The organism is Nonomuraea sp. NPDC049419 (assembly GCF_040676995.1).
Classification (GTDB): domain Bacteria; phylum Actinomycetota; class Actinomycetes; order Streptosporangiales; family Streptosporangiaceae; genus Nonomuraea; species Nonomuraea salmonea.
Window position 1 is genome coordinate 254,087 of sequence record NZ_JBFAQB010000006.1, and the last position, 16,751, is coordinate 270,837.

General features: G+C 70.7%; 15 protein-coding genes. 3 read left to right on the plus strand and 12 right to left on the minus strand.

Translation table 11 applies throughout. From position 1 onward, the window contains the following. Positions 1–197 precede the first annotated feature (197 nt). The gene (locus AB0K12_RS20860) at positions 198–1,349 is read left to right on the plus strand and encodes a M20 family metallopeptidase (RefSeq protein WP_364563372.1); all 1,152 of its coding nucleotides are present in this window, start codon (positions 198–200) and stop codon (positions 1,347–1,349) included. On the opposite strand, the gene AB0K12_RS20865 is transcribed toward AB0K12_RS20860, so the two are convergent. The 7 genes from AB0K12_RS20865 to AB0K12_RS20895 are packed head-to-tail and all read right to left on the minus strand — an operon-like array spanning position 1,336 to position 8,391. Then, entirely contained in the window at positions 1,336–2,340 is a 1,005-nt protein-coding gene (locus tag AB0K12_RS20865) for an ABC transporter ATP-binding protein (RefSeq protein ID WP_364563374.1), read from the minus strand. The two genes, AB0K12_RS20860 and AB0K12_RS20865, sit on opposite strands and share 14 nt — an antisense overlap. Next, positions 2,337–3,320, minus strand: a complete 984-nt coding sequence (locus tag AB0K12_RS20870; RefSeq protein ID WP_364563377.1) for an ABC transporter ATP-binding protein — start codon at positions 3,318–3,320, stop codon at positions 2,337–2,339. Before AB0K12_RS20870 ends, AB0K12_RS20865 begins: the two co-directional genes overlap by 4 nt. After that, positions 3,317–4,147 carry an ABC transporter permease gene (locus AB0K12_RS20875; protein ID WP_364563380.1) on the minus strand — a complete coding sequence of 277 codons (831 nt, stop codon included), beginning with the start codon at positions 4,145–4,147 and terminating at the stop codon, positions 3,317–3,319. The genes AB0K12_RS20870 and AB0K12_RS20875 overlap by 4 nt, the downstream gene beginning before the upstream one ends. Further along, entirely contained in the window at positions 4,144–5,124 is a 981-nt protein-coding gene (locus AB0K12_RS20880) for an ABC transporter permease (RefSeq protein ID WP_345404909.1), read from the minus strand. Before AB0K12_RS20880 ends, AB0K12_RS20875 begins: the two co-directional genes overlap by 4 nt. Beyond that, positions 5,121–6,752, minus strand: coding sequence for an ABC transporter substrate-binding protein (locus AB0K12_RS20885; protein WP_364563384.1), 1,632 nt, complete (start codon positions 6,750–6,752; stop codon positions 5,121–5,123). Before AB0K12_RS20885 ends, AB0K12_RS20880 begins: the two co-directional genes overlap by 4 nt. A gap of 2 nt (positions 6,753–6,754) precedes the next feature. Beyond that, on the minus strand, positions 6,755–7,459 hold the full coding sequence (locus AB0K12_RS20890; RefSeq protein WP_364563387.1) for a PIG-L family deacetylase: 705 nt from the start codon (positions 7,457–7,459) through the stop codon (positions 6,755–6,757). Beyond that, complete coding sequence (locus AB0K12_RS20895; protein ID WP_364563390.1) at positions 7,456–8,391, minus strand: GNAT family N-acetyltransferase; 936 nt, start codon at positions 8,389–8,391, stop codon at positions 7,456–7,458. The genes AB0K12_RS20890 and AB0K12_RS20895 overlap by 4 nt, the downstream gene beginning before the upstream one ends. 297 nt (positions 8,392–8,688) lie before the next feature. On the opposite strand from AB0K12_RS20895, the gene AB0K12_RS20900 reads away from it, so the two are divergent. After that, positions 8,689–11,196, plus strand: coding sequence for an ATP-dependent Clp protease ATP-binding subunit (locus AB0K12_RS20900; protein WP_364563393.1), 2,508 nt, complete (start codon positions 8,689–8,691; stop codon positions 11,194–11,196). A 63-nt stretch (positions 11,197–11,259) separates the two neighbouring features. On the opposite strand, the gene AB0K12_RS20905 is transcribed toward AB0K12_RS20900, so the two are convergent. The 5 genes from AB0K12_RS20905 to AB0K12_RS20925 all read right to left on the minus strand — a co-directional run bounded on the left by AB0K12_RS20905 (position 11,260) and on the right by AB0K12_RS20925 (position 16,214). Then, on the minus strand, positions 11,260–11,862 hold the full coding sequence (locus AB0K12_RS20905) for a hypothetical protein (protein ID WP_364563396.1): 603 nt from the start codon (positions 11,860–11,862) through the stop codon (positions 11,260–11,262). 69 nt (positions 11,863–11,931) lie between these two features. Next, complete coding sequence (locus tag AB0K12_RS20910; RefSeq protein WP_364563399.1) at positions 11,932–13,158, minus strand: hypothetical protein; 1,227 nt, start codon at positions 13,156–13,158, stop codon at positions 11,932–11,934. 421 nt (positions 13,159–13,579) lie between these two features. Then, positions 13,580–14,146: a dihydrofolate reductase family protein gene (locus AB0K12_RS20915; RefSeq protein ID WP_364563402.1), complete on the minus strand. Its 567-nt coding sequence runs from the start codon at positions 14,144–14,146 to the stop codon at positions 13,580–13,582. A gap of 67 nt (positions 14,147–14,213) precedes the next feature. Continuing rightward, on the minus strand, positions 14,214–14,618 hold the full coding sequence (locus AB0K12_RS20920; RefSeq protein ID WP_364563405.1) for a hypothetical protein: 405 nt from the start codon (positions 14,616–14,618) through the stop codon (positions 14,214–14,216). Between the two features lie 132 nt (positions 14,619–14,750). Beyond that, on the minus strand, positions 14,751–16,214 hold the full coding sequence (locus AB0K12_RS20925) for a sialidase family protein (protein ID WP_364563408.1): 1,464 nt from the start codon (positions 16,212–16,214) through the stop codon (positions 14,751–14,753). A gap of 116 nt (positions 16,215–16,330) precedes the next feature. Here AB0K12_RS20925 and AB0K12_RS20930 point away from each other — a divergent pair, with 116 nt between their 5' ends. Continuing rightward, entirely contained in the window at positions 16,331–16,666 is a 336-nt protein-coding gene (locus AB0K12_RS20930) for a nitroreductase family protein (RefSeq protein WP_364563411.1), read from the plus strand. The last annotated feature ends 85 nt before the right edge of the window (positions 16,667–16,751 follow it).

The following is a 16,751-nucleotide window of genomic DNA, read 5'->3' on the forward strand; positions in this document are numbered from 1 at the left end:
GCCGGGTCGATGTCCATCCATGCGGAGCCCTTCAGCGCGGACGTCGGCAGCGCCGAGACGACCATGACCATCACTCGGAGCATCCTGTCCACCCCTGACCCGCCCGTCCGTCCCGGCCGTGCCGACGTAGGAAGGGCCGGTCACACGCCGGCTTCAACGGCCGGCCCCCCTCCGGCCGGGAGCGTAGGATCGCGGCTGTGATCGTGGATGCCGATGAGGTCGTGGGGCTCGCGCAGCGGCTGGTGCGGGTTGACTCGTGTAATCCGCCCGGTGACGAGGCTGGGGTCGCCCGGGTGCTGGCCGAGGCGGCCAGGGCGGCGGGGCTGGAGGTGCGGGCGGATGAGGTGGCGCCTGACCGGACCAACGTGACCGTCCGGTTGGCGGGAGCCGGGGAGGATTCGCGGGCTTTCGTCTACTGCGGGCACCTCGACACCGTGACGGTCGGGTCGGCTGCCTGGACGCGGGATCCGTTCGGCGCGGAGATCGCGGACGGGATGGTGTGGGGGCGCGGGGCCGTGGACATGAAGGGCGGGCTGGCGGCGATGCTCTCCGCGATGATCGCCATCAAGCGGTCCGGGCGCCGGCTGCCGGGTGATGTGGTGCTGCATGCGCTGGCCGGTGAGGAGGTCGACTGTGCGGGGGCGCGGCGGCTGCTGGCGTCCGGGGGCATGACCGGGGCGGGGTGGATGGTGGTCGGTGAGCCGACCGGGATGCGGGTGGTGGTCGCGCACAAGGGGTGTGTGCGGTTGCGGGTGGTCGTTCGCGGGACGGGGGCGCATGCGTCGCGTCCCGACCTCGGAGTGAACGCGATACTCAACATGGCGCGGGTGCTGCCTGAGCTGGCGGCGGTCGACGTGTCGGGACCGCCGCACCCGTTGCTCACCGCGGCCACGTCCACGCCCACCGTGATCAGCGGGGGCAGCGCGCTGAACGTGGTGCCCGACGCCTGCGCGGTGGACTTCGACATCCGTACGGTGCCGGGGCAACACGCCAGGGAGCCGGCGGCGCGCTTCCAGGCCGTGCTGGAGGAGGCCGCCCGGCGCGACCCGGCGTTCCGCGCCACGGTCGAGGTGACCTACGACCGCTCCCCCGTCTCCACGCCTGCCGATGATCCGCTGGTCGCAGCCGTGCAGGGGGCGGCCGAGGAGGTGCTGCGGCGCCGGCCCGAGGTCGGCGGCGCCGCCTACTTCACGGATGCGTCGGTGCTGCAGCCGCCGACCGGCGTCCCAACAGTGATCTTCGGGCCGGGCGACGTCTCCCTGATGCACCAGACGGACGAGCGGATCGGCGTCGGCGAGCTCGCCGACGCCGCCCGCGTCTACGCCGCCCTGCCGTTCACGGTGTGGTGACCGTCGCCTCGGCCTGCCAGCAGTGGGTCCAGTGCCCCTCGCCCAGCTCGGTACGTCCCGGCACCTCGGTCGAGCAGACCGGCAGCGCCACCGGGCAGCGCGGGTGGAACCGGCAGCCGGTCGGCGGGGCGATGAGGCTGGGCGGCTCGCCGTGCCGCTTGCCCGCCGGGGCCGCCATCCGGTCGGGGTCGGGAGCCGACTCCAGCAGCAGCTGCGTGTACGGGTGCCGCGGTGACTGCGTCAGCTCCTCGCTGGGCCCGCTCTCGATGAGCCGGCCCGCGTACATGACCGTGATGTCCTCGGCGAAGTAGCGGGCGCTGGCGATGTCGTGCGTGATGTAGAGCAGCGCGAGATCGTTGTCCCTGGCCAGCCCCTCCAGCAGCCGCAGGACGCCGAGCCTGATGGAGACGTCCAGCATGGACACGGGCTCGTCGGCGATGAGCGCGACGGGACGGACGGCGAGCGCCCGCGCGATCGCCACCCGCTGCCGCTGCCCGCCGGACAGCTCGTGCGGCATCTTGTCCATGAACTGCTCGACCGGCGTGAGGCTGACGCGTTCGAGCAGCTCGGCGACCTGCTCGCGCTCCTCGGCCTCGGTGCGGGCGTGGCCGTGCAGGCGCAGCGGCCTGGCCAGGTGGTAGCGCACGCGGTGGAAGGGGTTCAGGGAGGCGAAGGGGTCCTGGAAGATGAGCTGGACCTGGCGCCGGTACTCCTTGAACGCGGCGCCGCGGTGGGCGCGTACCGGCTCGCCGCGCAGCAGCACCTCGCCCGACGTGGCCGGATAGACCTGGGCGAGCAGCCGCGCGACCGTGCTCTTGCCGCAGCCGCTCTCCCCGACCAGCGCCGTCACCGAGCCGGCGCGCAGCGCGATCGAGACGTCCTCGACGGCCCGCACCGGAGGGCGCTTGCCGAAGCGGCCGCGCGGGCCGCGGGCGGCGGTGAAGTGCTTGGTGAGGTTGCGTCCCTCCAGGATGTTCATGTCAGTGTTCATGAGAGACCCCTCCCGTCGTTGAGCAGGCACGCGACCTCGCCGTCCGTCCTGGCACGAAGCACCGGAAGAGTCCGCGAGCACTCCTCGAACGCCTTGGCGCACCGGGGGTGGAAGGCGCAGCCGGGCGGCGGGGTGCGCAGGTCGGGCGGGGTGCCGGGGATGCCGAGCAGCTCCTCGCGCGGCCCGCGCAGGCGGGGGAAGGAGCGCAGCAGGCCCAGCGTGTACGGATGGCGCGGCGACCGGTGCAGCGCCTTGGCCGTCCCGGTCTCCACGACCCGGCCCGCGTACATGATGGCGATCCTGTCGGAGATCTCCATGAGCAGCGACAGGTCGTGGGTGATGAAGACGACCGCGAAGCCGTACTCCTCGCGCAATGCCTTGATCTCGGCCAGGATGTCGCGCTGCACGACCACGTCGAGCGCGGTCGTCGGCTCGTCCATGATGATGATCTCGGGGTTGAGCGCGAGCGCGATGGCGATGGCTGCGCGCTGGCGCATGCCGCCGGACAGCTCGTGCGGGTAGGAGCGGCGGCGGTCGGCGCTGATGCCGACGCGTTGCAGCAGCTCCACGGCGCGCTCGGTGCGCTCGGAGCGGGACATGCGGGGCGCGTGGATGCGCAGCACGTCGTCGATCTGGGCGCCCACGGTGCTGACCGGGTTGAGGGAGTTCATGGCGCTCTGGAAGACGACGGCCAGCTCCTTCCAGCGGAAGGCGCGCAGCTCGTTCCTGCCGAGGGCGAGCACGTCCACGGCGGTGCCGTCCCTGCGGTGGTAGACGACCGACCCCGAGGTGACGGTGGCGGGCGGGCGCAGCAGCCGCGCCACCGCGTTGGCCAGCGTGGACTTGCCGCTGCCGCTCTCGCCCGCCAGGCCGAGGATCTCGCCGCGGCGCAGGTCGAGCGAGACGCCCGACACCGCGTGCACGGCCCCGGTGCCGGACAGGTAGTCCACGCCGAGGTCGCGGACTTCCAGGACGTTCATGCGCGTGCCTTCCTGGGGACCTTGATCGTGCGCAGCCGCGGGTTGGCGATCTCGTCGATGCCGAAGTTCACCAGGGCGAGGCCGGTGCCGATGAGCGCGATGCACAGGCCGGGCGGGATGAACCACCACCAGGCCCCGATGAGCAGCGCCTGCCCGTTCTGCGCGAAGTACAGCATGCTGCCCCAGCTCACGGTGGACAGGTCGGCCAGGCCCAGGAACGACAGCCCGGCCTCGGCCAGGATGGCGGCGACCACGGTGGCCAGGAAGCTGGTGGCGATGACGGGCAGCAGGACCGGCAGGATCTCGAAGAAGACGATCCGCAGCGGTCCTTCGCCGCTCGCCCTGGCGGCCTGGACGAAGTCGCGGCGGCGTACCGACAGGGTCTGGGCGCGCAGGACGCGCGCTCCCCAAGCCCAGCCGGTCACCGCGATCACCACGGCGACCGAGGCGACGCCGCGCTGCGGCAGGTAGCCGGCCAGCACGATGATGAGCGGGAGTGCGGGCAGCACGAGGAAGATGTTGGTGAGCACCGACAGCGCCTCGTCCACGGCGCCGCCGACGTACCCGCCGACCAGGCCGACCGCGACGGCGAGCACGGTCGCGATGAGCGCCGACAGCACGCCGACGCCGAGCGAGACGCGGGCGCCGTAGACGAGCTGGACGAGGATGTCCTGCCCGGTCTGGGTGGTGCCGAGCCAGTGCTCGGCCGACGGGCCCTGCAGCCCGGCGTCGCTGGTGGCGGCGGGATCGGCGCCGATGAGCAGCGGCCCGAACACGGCCACCAGCGCGAAGAAGACGAGGATCCCGGCCCCGATCTTGATCTTCATTCCGACTCCTGCCTGGTCCGGGGGTCGAGCACCACGTACGCCAGGTCGGCCAGGAAGTTCGCGACGAGCACGGCCAGCGAGATGACGAGGAAGATGCCCTGCATGAGCGGGAAGTCCTCGTTCTCCACGCCCTTGAGCAGCATCGAGCCGATGCCGGGGTAGGAGAAGACGATCTCGGTCAGCACCGAGCCGCCCACCACGAAGCCGAGCGACAGCGCGAAGCTGGTGATGTTGGGCAGGATCGCGTTGCGGGCGGCGTAGGCCCACATGACCCGGCGCGAGGTCAGGCCCTTGGCCTCGGCCATCACCACGTAGTCCTCGCCGAGCGTGGTCACCATGACGTTGCGCATGCCGAGGATGCGGTCGGCCATGGAGGCGATCACGATGGTGATCGCGGGCAGCGCGGCGTGGTAGAGCACGCTCTGGATGAACTCGCCGTCCCAGCCGGGCGTCACCTCCAGCCCGTACGCGCGGCTGACCGGGAACCACTGCAGCGTCACGCCGAAGACGAACACCAGCGCCAGCGCGACCCAGAAGTACGGCACCGCGTGCATGAACGTGGCGGCCGGCAGCACGCCGTCGAGCCAGGTGCCGCGCTTCCACGCCATGATCACGCCGAGCGCGGTGCCGATGAGGTAGCTGATCAGCGTGGCGACGCCGACGAGGCCGATCGTCCACGGCAGGCTGTCGGCGATGACCGTGGAGACCTCGGTGGGGAAGAACGTGATCGACCGGCCCAGCTCGCCGTGGGCGAGGTTGACCAGGTAGTCCACGTACTGCTGCCACAGGCCGGCGTCGCTGATGCCGAACGCCTTGCGCATCGCGTCGATGGCGGCCGGCTCCACGTTCCCCTTCATGCGGGCGACCAGGAGCTCGACCGGATCCCCCGGCATGAGCCGGGGGATCAGGAAGTTGAGCGTGATGGCGGCCCAGGCCGTCAGGAGGTAGAAGCCGAGCCGCCTGGCCAGGAACCTCACGTGCCGGCCGGCTTCAGTCTCAGCAGCACCACGGCCGCGTCGGGCGAGGTGTAGGGCGACGGCATCGCGTACGGGTCCTGCTCGGACGGCCAGCCGACGTACTTGTTGGTGCGGTACTGCGCCCAGGACGGGCTGTAGAACAGCGGCAGCGCGGGCAGCTTCTCCACCATGATCTTGCCCAGGCCCTGGGTGGCGGCCTGCTGCTCGGCGAGGTCCTCGGTGGCGGCGTACTCGGCGATCAGCTTGTCGGTGGTCTCGTCCTTCCAGCGCTGGTAGTTGCCGGTGGCCGGCTCGCCGACGGGCGTGGCCAGCTTGCCGTAGAGCAGCGTGCGGAGCTGGAAGTACGGGGTGGGCCCGGCCTGGGTACCCCTGATCGACAGGTCGTAGTCGCCCTTGCCGACCTTGGAGACCCAGTCCTGGAAGGCCACTCCCCTGGTCTCGACGGTGATGCCGATCTTGGCGAGGTCCTCGCGGATGAGCTGCGCGGCGTTCACCCAGTCGGTGTACGGCGACGGCACCAGCAGCTGGAACGTCAGCTGCGCCGGGTCGATGCCCTTGAGCAGGTCCTTGGCCTTGTCGATGTCCACCTTGAAGGCGGCGTCGCGGTACTCCTCCGGCACGTACGCCTCGCCGCCCGGCATCGTCACGCCGGTCGGGTGGGCGACCGTGGTGTAGCCCCGCTCGGCCACCTTGACGATCTTGTCCCGGTCGATGGCGAGGCTGATGGCCTGGCGCACCTCGGGCTTGCCCAGCACCGGGTGGGTGAGGTTGGGCAGCAGGTTGACCAGGCCCTCAGGCGGGAAGAAGTACTTGTTCTGCTCCGGCTTGCCCTGCACGTAGATCTTGTCGATGTCGGGCACGAACGCGCCCGCCCAGTCGACCTCGCCCTGCTGCAGCGCGGTCTGCAGGGCGTTGGCGGTGTACGCGGGGAAGCGCAGCACCGGCACCTCGGGCTTGCCGGGCTGCCAGTAGGACGGGTTCTTGACCAGCTCGTACAGCTGGGAGGAGAACTTCGACAGCGTGTAGGGCCCGGTTCCGACCGGCTTGGGGTTGGTGAAGGTGGCCGGGTCGTTCTCCTTCTCCCAGATGTGCTTGGGCACGATGGGCGAGTTGCCGGCGATGTCGTACAGCTTGGCGTAGGAGGTGGCGCCGAAGTCGATGCGCACCTTGTCGGGCGCGAGCACCTCGGTGCCGGCGATGTCCAGCGCGCTCCTGTTGAGCGAGGCGTGCTTCTTCAGCATGTCGAAGGTGAACGCCACGTCGTCGGCGGTGAACGGCTGCCCGTCGGACCACTTCACGCCCTGCCGCAGCGTGAAGGTGACCGCCTTGCCCTTCTTCGACCACTCGTGCTCCAGGGCCAGCCAGGGCGTGACCTCGCCCGGCTTGAGCTTGTTGAAGTACATGAGGGTCTCGTGGATCATCCCGCTGGTCCCGAAGTTCACGCCTTCGAGGTGGTACGGGTTGAAGTCCTCCTGGAAGGTGCCCGCGTCCACGGCGTGGATCACCAGCGGCGGCGCGTCGCCGCTCTTGGCCGTGCCGCCACCGCCGCCATCGCCGCCGGAGCAGCCCGCCAGGGCCAGCGCCAGCGCGGCCGCCATCGCCGCGGCCCTCATCACCGGTCGTCTCATGCCTACGCCCCCTTGCCGAAGTACTTCGTACGCAGCTGACGCGAGCCCTTCGGCGCGGCGAACGCCTGGGCCCGCTCGAACCCGGCCGGCGCGCCGCGCACGATGGTCAGCGCGCGGTAGTAGTCGACGTACGGGAAGCCGTAGGTCTCGCCCCTGGCGTAGGCGTAGCCGGTGATGGCCTGCGACCAGATCTCGTACGCCTCCTCGCTCAGGTCGACGAACGTGTCGGGCGCGAAGCCGTCGGCGTCCTCCCAGTTGTCGGCGTAGTAGAGCTCGTTCGCCCAGTAGGCCTCGTGCTCGCGCTCGAGCGTCTTCAGGCCGCCGTAGAAGCGGGCGTCCTCGACGATGCGGTGGGTGCGGGCGTGGTCCTTGTGGATCGACGCGCTCCAGTGCGTGAGGATGACGTCCGGCTTCAGCTCCCTGATCATGTCGCCGACGCGCATCTTGGTGTCGTCGTCCTCGGGCAGCAGGCCGTCCTCGTAGTCGAGGAAGCGCACGCCGGCGCCGATCTTCCCGGCGAACGTCTCGGCCTCCTCGCGCTTCTGCTTGGCGTAGTCGGGCACCGTCATGCGGGGGTGGCCGCGCTCGCCGAGCGTCAGGTGCAGCAGCGTCGCGCGGTCGCCGCGCAGCACGTGCTGGGCGAGCACCGCGCCCGCGGTCAGGTCCATGTCGCCCGCGTGGGCCCCGATGGCGAGTACGTGTGTCATGCGGATCGCCTCATCACGTGGAACTTTCTGGTGATCTCGTAGCCGGCCTTGGTGTAGAGGTGGCCTGCCGGGCTGGTCGCGCCGGTCCACAGGAACCAGGACGAGTGCAGCCCTTCCGCGCGCATCCTGGTCATGGTCAGGTGGAGGAGGATCTTGCCGAGACCGGTGCCGCGCAGGCCGGGGTCGACGCCGAAGGGGCCGAACCGCTCGGGGATGCCGCGGTAGGCGGCGTACAGGGCGAAGCCCACGATGTGATCTTTTCTCGCGATCACGATGCGTGCGGGGTCGCGGTGCTGCCTGATCGCCTCGCCCCAGTCGGGGTTGAAGGCGTCGGCGGCGAACCTGATCAGCTCAGGCAGCTCGCCGATCTCGGGGCTGCGGAAGACGTAGCCGTCGCGCTCGCGCTGCCGGCGCAGGTCGTGCACGTCGGGCGGGGTCTGGTAGCCGACGAGCGTGCGGTCCATGGCGACCGGCGAGTAGAGCGTCCGGAAGCCCAGCTCGCCGAGCAGCCGGAACCCGGCGGGGTACAGCTCGGCGTCCGCGCCCGGCAGCACGTAGTGGGGGGTGTAGGAGGAGAACTCCACCTTGGTGCGGCCGAGGCTCTCCAGGAACGCCACCGCCTCCTGCAGCAGCCGCCGGCCGAGGCCGCCGCCGCGGTGCTCGGGGACGACGAAGAAGAACGGGATCCAGCCGACGTCCGGCTCCAGGTCGGTGCCGGGCGCTAACGGGATCAGGCGGCGGACGGCGTACGCGCAGCCCACCACGTCGTCCCCGGTCACGGCCACGCGCAGGCCCTCGGGGTCGAAGTTGGGGTCGAGCAGCACGCAGTCCCTGAACCAGCCGGCCGTGGTGGGGTCGGCGGGCATGCTGCGGTTCCAGGCTTCGACCAGGGGGGTCTCGTCGCCTGGCTGGAAGGGGCGGAGGGTGACCATGGGGGGAGCGGTCCTTTCACCTTTCGGCACTCCCGCCACAGCTTTCCCAGTGTCAACGGCCCAGGTCAAGAAGATTTGGGAAGAAATTTCCAAACAAGTCAGTCATGTGGAAGATTCTTTTCAAGTGCGGTATCTATGGATGTCTGCTCAGGGATGCCCGCATACCGGCCGCACGTTGAGCGACGAGTCGATCTTGGGTACCGTGCTCGCTACGGCTTCTCGAGGCTTTGCCGACCGCTGGCAATGCTTGCGGTCCTGCTGGCTAGGTGTCCCCTCGGAGCGCGAGAGGGGACATCCATGTCGGACATGCCGTTCAGGTCGTTTTTCGGAGAAGACCCGTTCAGAGGGTTCGAGGAGCTCACGGGGCGGGTGTTCGGCGCCATGGAGGGCTGGCCGCCGGCCCGGCCGGGCGTCCAGCGCGTGGACGTCGGCCGGCTGCTCAGCGCCTCGGCCAGGGAGGCGCTGCGGCAGGCCGTCGAGCGGGCCGGGCAGCGCGGCGCGCCCGACCTCGACGTCCTCGACCTCCTCGGCGCCCTGACCGACACCGACACGACCCGCTCGCTGCTGACCACCGCGGGCGTGGACGTCGAACGGCTGCGCCACCGCATCGGCGACCTCGCGACACCGGGCGAGGCCACCGAGCCGCCCACCACGCTCTCGCCGGCCGCCAAACGCGCCATCCTGGACGCGCAGCGCGTCTCGCGCGCGCTCGGCTCCTCCTACATCGGGCCGGAACACCTGCTGCTCGCGCTGGCCGCCAACCCCGACTCCACCGCCGCACGCGTCCTGAGCGAGCAGGGCGTCTCCGCCAACGAACTGCAGCAGGCCGTGCTGGCCGGCGCGGTGTCCCGTCCCGCCGGCACACCCCGCCGCGGCAACGGCGACACGCCCTCGCTCGACGAGTACGGCCGCGACCTCACCGAGGAGGCCCGCCAGGGCCGCGTGGACCCGGTCGTGGGCCGCGAGGACGAGATCGAGCAGTCCATCGAGGTGCTCTCACGCCGCACCAAGAACAATCCGTGCCTGATCGGCGAGCCCGGCGTGGGCAAGACCGCGATCGTCGAGGGCATCGCCCAGCGCATCGTGAACGGCAGCGTCCCCGGCCCGCTGAAGGACCGGCGGGTCATCGCGCTCGACCTGACCGGCATGGTCGCCGGGTCGAAGTACCGGGGCGAGTTCGAGGAGCGCATCAAGAAGGTCATCGACGAGGTGCGCGCGCACGCCGACGAGGTGATCGTGTTCATCGACGAGGTGCACACGCTCGTCGGAGCCGGCTCGGCCGAGGGCGGCATGGACGCCGCCAACATACTCAAGCCCGCCCTGGCGCGCGGCGAGCTGCACGTCATCGCCGCCACCACGATCGACGAGTACCGCAAGAACATCGAGAGGGACGCCGCGCTCGAGCGCCGCTTCCAGCCGATCCTGGTCACCGAGCCGACCGTGGAGCAGACGGTCGAGATCCTCGCTGGGCTGCGCGACACGTACGAGGCCCACCACCAGGTCCGCATCACCGACGAGGCCCTCGACGCCGCCGCCACCCTCTCGGCCCGCTACATCGCCGACCGCTTCCTGCCCGACAAGGCCATCGACCTGATGGACCAGGCCGCCGCCCGCGTCCGGCTGCGCGCGAGCACGCCCGGCAACGACGTGCGCGAGCTGGAGGAACGCCTGGAGTCGCTGCGCCGCGACAAGGACCAGGCGGTCTCCGCCGACGACTTCGACCGGGCCAAGGAGGTGACCGCCCAGATCACCAAACTCCGCCCCGAGCTTGAGCGGGCCCGCCGGCACCGCGACAGCGCTCCGCAGGTCATGGTGGAGGACATCGCCGAGGTCGTCTCGCGCCGTACCGGCATCCCCGTCACCCAGCTCACCGAGCAGGAGCGCGACCGCCTCATGCGGCTGGAGGAGCACCTGCACGAGCGGGTCATCGGCCAGGACGAGGCCGTCACCGCCATCGCCGAGGCCGTACGCAGGGCGCGCGCGGGCCTGTCGGACCCGAACCGGCCCATCGGCAGCTTCCTGTTCCTCGGCCCGACGGGCGTCGGCAAGACCGAGCTGGCAAGGACGCTGGCCGCCGCGCTGTTCGGCGGCGAGGACCACATGGTCCGCATCGACATGAGCGAGTTCCAGGAGCGGCACACGGTCTCGCGGCTCATCGGCGCGCCGCCCGGCTACGTCGGCTACGAGGAGGCGGGGCAGCTCACCGAGGCCGTACGCCGCCGCCCGCACTGCGTGATCCTGCTCGACGAGATCGAGAAGGCCCACCCCGACGTGATGAACATCCTGCTGCAGATGCTCGACGACGGCCGCCTCACCGACGGCCAGGGCCGCACCGTCGACTTCACCAACGCCATCGTCATCATGACCAGCAACATCGGCGCCGAGCTCATCCTGGAGGCCACCGGGGACGTGTCCGAGCTGGAGGACCGGCTCATGGACCTGCTGCGCCGCACGATCCGTCCCGAGCTGCTGAACCGCATCGACGAGACGATCATCTTCAAGCGGCTCGAACGCGAGCAGCTCCGCCAGATCATCGACCTGCTGCTGGAGCGCACCCGCGGCCGGCTGCGCGCCCAGGACATCACGCTGGAGGTCAGCGACGCCGCCAAGGACTGGCTCGCCCAGCGCGGCCACCAGCCGGAGTTCGGCGCCCGCCCGCTGCGCCGCGCCGTCCACCGCGAGCTGGACAACCGGCTGTCGGCCATGCTGCTGACCGGCGAGGTCACCGAGGGCGGGAAGGTCACGGTGGACGTCGAGGGCGACACGCTCCGGCTCAGGGCTGCCAACCCCGAGCCGGCCGCCTGACCGCCGCGCCTCGGCTCTGGTCGTGGCCGAGAGGGTCCCGGGCTTCTCGCCGGCAGCGGCGTCTCACCCCTTGAGCGGCCGCCCGGTGGCCCGGCGGATCGCCTCGTCCAGCCGGTCCCCGGTCCGCCGCCCGGCCTCCTGCCCGGCCTCCTGCCCGCTCTCCTGCCGGGGCGGGCGCCGGGCCGGGGTGGCGCGCAGGGCGGCGCCGCAGCGGTCGGTGGTGCGGATGAGGGCGGCCGGCGCCGGTGGGGCCGGCCACACCCACAGGTGGTACGCCTCGCCGGGGTCGTCGTGCACGGCGTCGAAGTGGCGGTCCCGGCCACGTACGCAGGCCAGGACCCGGTACCAGCCGGGGCCCGCCGCGCTGAGCAGGGGGACGGCGGGCACGGGGCCGTTGTCCGGGGAGTCGAGGCGGAGCCGGCCGCGTGGCGCGTGCACGCTCGCCTCGACCACGTCCTCCCAGGAGGGGTCGATGTCGCCGGGCGGCTCGGCGAGCGTGAGGGTGACGTGGACGGTGCCGGTGTCGATGCCGGTGTAGAGGAGCGCGCCGGCAGACATCACGATGATCAGCCCGTTGGAGTGGTCGGCCGTCCCGATCGGCAGGTCGCCGTCGTCCAGCAGCCCGAAGGCGTGGTCGCTCACGCGCACCTCGGCTGACGCGTCCATCTCGCCTCCTTCGCGAGCGGGCCCTGCCGCGCCGGGCACGGCAGGGCCCCAACAGGCTTCAGCAGGATGTCATGTACCCACGGTGACCCGGAAGGGATCGCCGTCCAGGACGCGCTCACGGCGGAAGAACTGGGTGTTCAGGCCGCCCTGCGCGTTGTTCTCGGTGGCGGTGATCATGCACACGGACACGCCGGTCGGGCCGGTCTGGCCGGGCAGGCTGAAGTTGCAGCCGTCGAACGTCCGCCGCGTGCCGCCCGAGCTCAGCCCTTCGTACGAGCGGGCGATCGGGTACTCGTCGCAGCTCAGCCCGCTGATCGACGGGGCGTCGCCGCAGGCGAGGCTGCGGTTGGTGTTGATGATCGTCTCATTGGTGGTCCGCGTCAGCGGCGCGTCGAAGGTCGCTCCGGGAAGCCCGGACGCCTGGGCGCGCGAGACGTGCGAGGCCAGCGACGGGTAGAGGCTCTGGCTGTAGACCAGCTCGGAGGCGTACCACGGCACGACGCAGCCGATGGCCGCCCGGCCTGCCGTCGCGTTGTCGCAGCGGATCTCGCTCATGTCGAAGCCGATGCCGGCCGGGGTGTAGGTGCCGTTGGTGAACGTGAGCGACCAGGTGGTGGTGCAGGTGCCGATCGCGCCGGGGGCGGTGGCGGTGGTGCTGAAGTACGACTCGCCCTGGATCCAGGTGCCCAGCGGGGAGATCGGGCGGGACGGGAAGGTGGCGCCGGCGGTGGTGCAGGAGCCGCTCGCGGTGGTCGTGCCCGACAGGCTGGCGGCCAGGGCGTCACCCCAGCCCTGATAGGCCGACAGCTCGATCTGGTGCGCCCAGTCGGGCAGGTCCGTGGAGCTGTAGCTGTAATTGATGACGTTGAACGACGCCTCGCCGGTCACCGTGCGCACGCCGTTGACGACGCGGTACGTGGTGTAGAGCAGCCCGGTGATCTCGCACGCAGAGGTGCGCAGGGCCCACACGCCGGTGAAGGCGTTCTCGATGCACCAGTCCGGAATCGGCAGGATGTCCTGCACCTGCGCGTGGGGGCGCTGCTGGGTGAAGGGGGCCTTCGGGGTGACGACCTGGAGACAGGCGGCCGTTTCGCCTTCCTTGGGCGTCGGGCAGGCCGGTGCCTTGTGCTGGACGGCCTTCGTGCCCTTCTTGCGGGCGGGCTGGTCGGAGCCCTCAGTGGGCGTGGATGAGGCGAGTTGCGGAGACGGGGGCGCGGCGGCCGAGGCGGGGGTGGTGACGACACTCAGCAGGGCGGCTGCGCAGGATAAGACGGCCAGGATGGATCGTGCGCGCATCTGGGTACACACTCCCTGTTTGCGGTAAGTGACCCACGGGCGGGCGTACTTGGGCGAGTCCCCCGCCCGTGGCTGCTTCAGCGCCCACGATTATGTGTTCGACTTCTGCCGCAAACAACCCCTTGACCGACATGCGCACTGGAAGTAAGAGAAAATCGTAATTTCCCGATATATCGGGGTATTTCAGGAGGTCAGGCTATTGGCTGGGGAGCCGATAGGAGGGTTGCCACCTGCCCGTAAAGAGGGCGTACGGGGAGAATGGCCGGCCTTCCCTCAGCCGGCTGCCTGCGCGATCAAAGCGGGCAGCCGGCGAGCAGGCCGTCGCCGGCCGCGGGACAGCACCACGACACTGACCGGCAGCGCCTCTTGGCTGGTCTCCGCGATCGCGTGCGCCTGGGGTCGAGCCGGCCGGCCGGGTCGCTCACGCGCGCCGCACGCGGTAGCGGTAGGCGACGGCCTTCGAGGGGAAGGTGCGGGTTTCGAGGAGGTCGAGCTCCACCTGCCGCTTGCCCTGCGGGAAGTACGGGATGCCGCCGCCCACCAGCACCGGGTAGACCACGGCCCGGTATTCGTCGATCAGATCAGCGGCGGCGGCCTCGGCGGCGAGGGTGGCGCCGCCGATCGCGATCTCCCCCTCCCCCGGCTCGGCGCGCAGCCGCTCGATCTCCTCGGCGAGGCCGCCGGACGCCAGGCGGGCATTGCCCCGCACCTCCGCCAGCGTGGCGGAGAAGACGACCTTGGGGAGCGGGTTCCAGAGCCTGATCCATTCGCGGGTGTCGTCGTCGATGGACGGCTCCTGGTCGGCGGTCTCCCAGAAGAGCATGGTCTCGTACAGCCGCCGGCCCATCAGGTGGACGCCGACCTGCCGGATCTCGTCGATGTGGTGGCGGAAGATCTCCTGGTCGGGCTCGGCCCAGTCGAAGCCGCCGTCGGGCCCGACGATGTAGCCGTCGAGCGAGACGCCCATCGAGTACGTGACGTTGCGCATCAGCATTCCTCCTCGGCACCGTTGCTTCTGGAGTACGACTCCCTGGAGCAGGGGAACTCATCGCGCCTCAGCGCACGGATCTCGTGCGGACGCCGTTGAACTCGAAGTCGTAGACCGTGTGGTTGACCTGGAGGCCGTCCACGGCGCCGACGAACGCGTTGTCCCTGCCCTTGGAGATGCCGAGGCTGAGGCTGATCACCGCCTGGGGCAGCTTGTCCTTGAGCTGGCGGAACGAGCACGGGGACGCCTGGGTGCAGGTGATGGTTGCGCCGGTGCTGCCGGTGCCCCACCACTTGCCGTCGTCGGCGGAGGCGTCGTACTGCTGCCAGACGTTGGGGCGGCGCGCCGACGGCGCGGACGGGCTGGTCGAGGCGTCCGGCAGGCAGACGAGACTCGTGTACGCGGCGGAGCCGGCGTTGGGGTCGGCCTCGATGGTGATGTTCGGCAGGCTGACGCCGGTGAGGCTGTCCATGCCGGCGAACACCCACTACTTGAGCTTCTTGATGGACGACAGCGCGGCGGCCGGCGATTTGGCGAGGAGCTTGATCGGGGTACGCGACGGCGTGGCCCCGGCCATTCACCGGGAACCACGCCTTCGGGCGTTTTAGCGGGAGAAGGTGGCGCTGTGCAGGTCCACCGGGTTGGCGGCGTCGCCGGTCGTCACGCCGTACACGGCGGCGAAGGAGGAGCCGGTCGCGACCAGGCCGGTGTAGTCGCCGAGCAGGCGTCCGACGCTGGTCGCCGGGAAGGCGCGGGTGTCGAACGGGCCCTCGATGTGCTGCTCGCGCCATGAGCCGGGCTGCGTGCAGCCGCTGGCGCAGGTCACGGCCCACAGGTCGGTGGGCAGGTCGGGGCCGGAGGTGTTGTTGCGGAAGTCGTAGTACGTGACCGCCACGGTGCCGGTCCGCGACACCGCCACCGCGGGAACGGCGGCCGAACCCGTGGGCGTCCTGTCGATGCGCACCGGCTTCGACCACGTACGCCCGCCGTCGGCCGAGCGCGCGTAGGCCACGTGGAAGGCGCCGTCGGCGTCCTGGCTGGGCCAGGTCGCGTGCACGACCTGGGTGCCCGGCTGGGCGGCGAGCAACGGCAGGGCGGCGTTCCTGATGGGGTCGCCCGAGTCGTCGGGGTCGGGGATGCGGGGGCCGACGGCCATGGGGGCGGGCACGTCCAGGGTCTTCGACCAGGTCCTGCCGCCGTCGGTGGAGCGGATGACCTGGGTGAAGCCCTCGTCGATGGTCTCGTGGTGCATGCCGATCAGCAGCGTGCCGTCCGGGAGGGCGACGAGCTGGGTGCCGATGACGCCGCTGTTCTTCGGCACGTCGAACACCTTGCTGGTCGTCCACGTACGCCCGTCGTCGGTGGACTTGGCCAGGTAGACGGGCTGGATCCAGTTCGGCTCGGCCTCGGTGGACTGGTCGTCGATGCGGTCCCACACCGCGTAGACCACACCTGGCCGGTAGGGGTCGGCGGTCACCGAGGGCCGGTCGTTGAAGAAGCGCACATTGTCGTCGCGCTGCAGCGTCACCGGCGCGCCCCAGGTCCTTCCGCCGTCGCCGGACCTGGAGACCAGGATCGCGGTCACGTCGCCGGCGCGGGACATCGACAGCGACGCGGCGATCGCGGCCCCCGACGGGGTGACGGTGACCCAGTGGTCGGTGGTGACGTCGTAGTCGCCGCCGTTGGCCGCCGTGCCGCCGTTGCAGCGGGAGAAGGCGGGCAAATTGCTGGAGGTCGTCCAGGTCCGGCCGGCGTCGTCGGAGACGGCGGCGAGGGCGCCGTTGCTGCCGTACCGGTTCCAGCGGTCCTGCTGGAAGACCGTGACCAGGCGCTGGGGCCGCCTCGGGTCCGCGGCGAGCGCCGGCAGGACCTCGGTGTTGGGGTTGAGGACGTAGCCGTCCGTCGGGGGGCCGCCGCAGTCGGCGGGCAGCGGGCTGACGCCCGAGACCGGCCGTACGACGGCCGGCTTGGCGCCCGCGTCGTCGGCCGCGGCCGGCTGGGCGAGCGGGGTGGTGGTGGCGAGGAGGACGGCAGTTGCGCTTAACAGTGCCCTGGGGCGTCGGATCACGAGCTGGTTCCTCATTCTCGATGCGGTTTCCGGCAGGAACCTTACAACGGCAAGATCAACTTTGTGAGTAAATGATCTAAATCGCCGCTGACCTGGACATAAGCGGAACCCATCCCTTGACCGCCCCTTCCACACCGGTCGGACCCACCGCGCTTGACGCCGGGGAGTACGTCCCGCTGCTCTTCCTCCCGTCGAACGGCGAGGCTCGGATGGCCGCCGGCCTGGGCATGTACGGCCAGACTCTGCTGCTCGCCCTTTCTGCGCACGGGATCGCGAGCTGTCCCCAGGGGCTGCTGAGCTTCTACGCCGACACCGTGCGGGAGCAGCTCGGGGTGCGTGATCGCAAGCTGCTGTTGGGGGTCTCCTTCGGGTATCAGGACCCCGATGTGCCGGGCAGCGCCGTCCTGACCGGCCGGGCTCCCGTTGAGGAGACCACCCGCTTCTGGACGTGATCGTTCACGGCATGCCAGACTAGTCGGGAAATATCAGCAAAAGCTGGTCAGCGCCTGGTCGGTCGGTGGAGTGCGCTGGCGTGCT

Coding starts and splice junctions, on each gene's coding strand:
- AB0K12_RS20865 (WP_364563374.1), bottom strand. CDS start 2,340: ATGAACACTGACATGAACATCCTGGAGGGACGCAACCTCACCAAGCAC.
- AB0K12_RS20870 (WP_364563377.1), bottom strand. CDS start 3,320: ATGAACGTCCTGGAAGTCCGCGACCTCGGCGTGGACTACCTGTCCGGC.
- AB0K12_RS20875 (WP_364563380.1), bottom strand. CDS start 4,147: ATGAAGATCAAGATCGGGGCCGGGATCCTCGTCTTCTTCGCGCTGGTG.
- AB0K12_RS20885 (WP_364563384.1), bottom strand. CDS start 6,752: ATGAGACGACCGGTGATGAGGGCCGCGGCGATGGCGGCCGCGCTGGCG.
- AB0K12_RS20890 (WP_364563387.1), bottom strand. CDS start 7,459: ATGACACACGTACTCGCCATCGGGGCCCACGCGGGCGACATGGACCTG.
- AB0K12_RS20895 (WP_364563390.1), bottom strand. CDS start 8,391: ATGGTCACCCTCCGCCCCTTCCAGCCAGGCGACGAGACCCCCCTGGTC.
- AB0K12_RS20900 (WP_364563393.1), top strand. CDS start 8,689: ATGTCGGACATGCCGTTCAGGTCGTTTTTCGGAGAAGACCCGTTCAGA.
- AB0K12_RS20905 (WP_364563396.1), bottom strand. CDS start 11,862: ATGGACGCGTCAGCCGAGGTGCGCGTGAGCGACCACGCCTTCGGGCTG.
- AB0K12_RS20910 (WP_364563399.1), bottom strand. CDS start 13,158: ATGCGCGCACGATCCATCCTGGCCGTCTTATCCTGCGCAGCCGCCCTG.
- AB0K12_RS20915 (WP_364563402.1), bottom strand. CDS start 14,146: ATGCGCAACGTCACGTACTCGATGGGCGTCTCGCTCGACGGCTACATC.
- AB0K12_RS20920 (WP_364563405.1), bottom strand. CDS start 14,618: ATGGACAGCCTCACCGGCGTCAGCCTGCCGAACATCACCATCGAGGCC.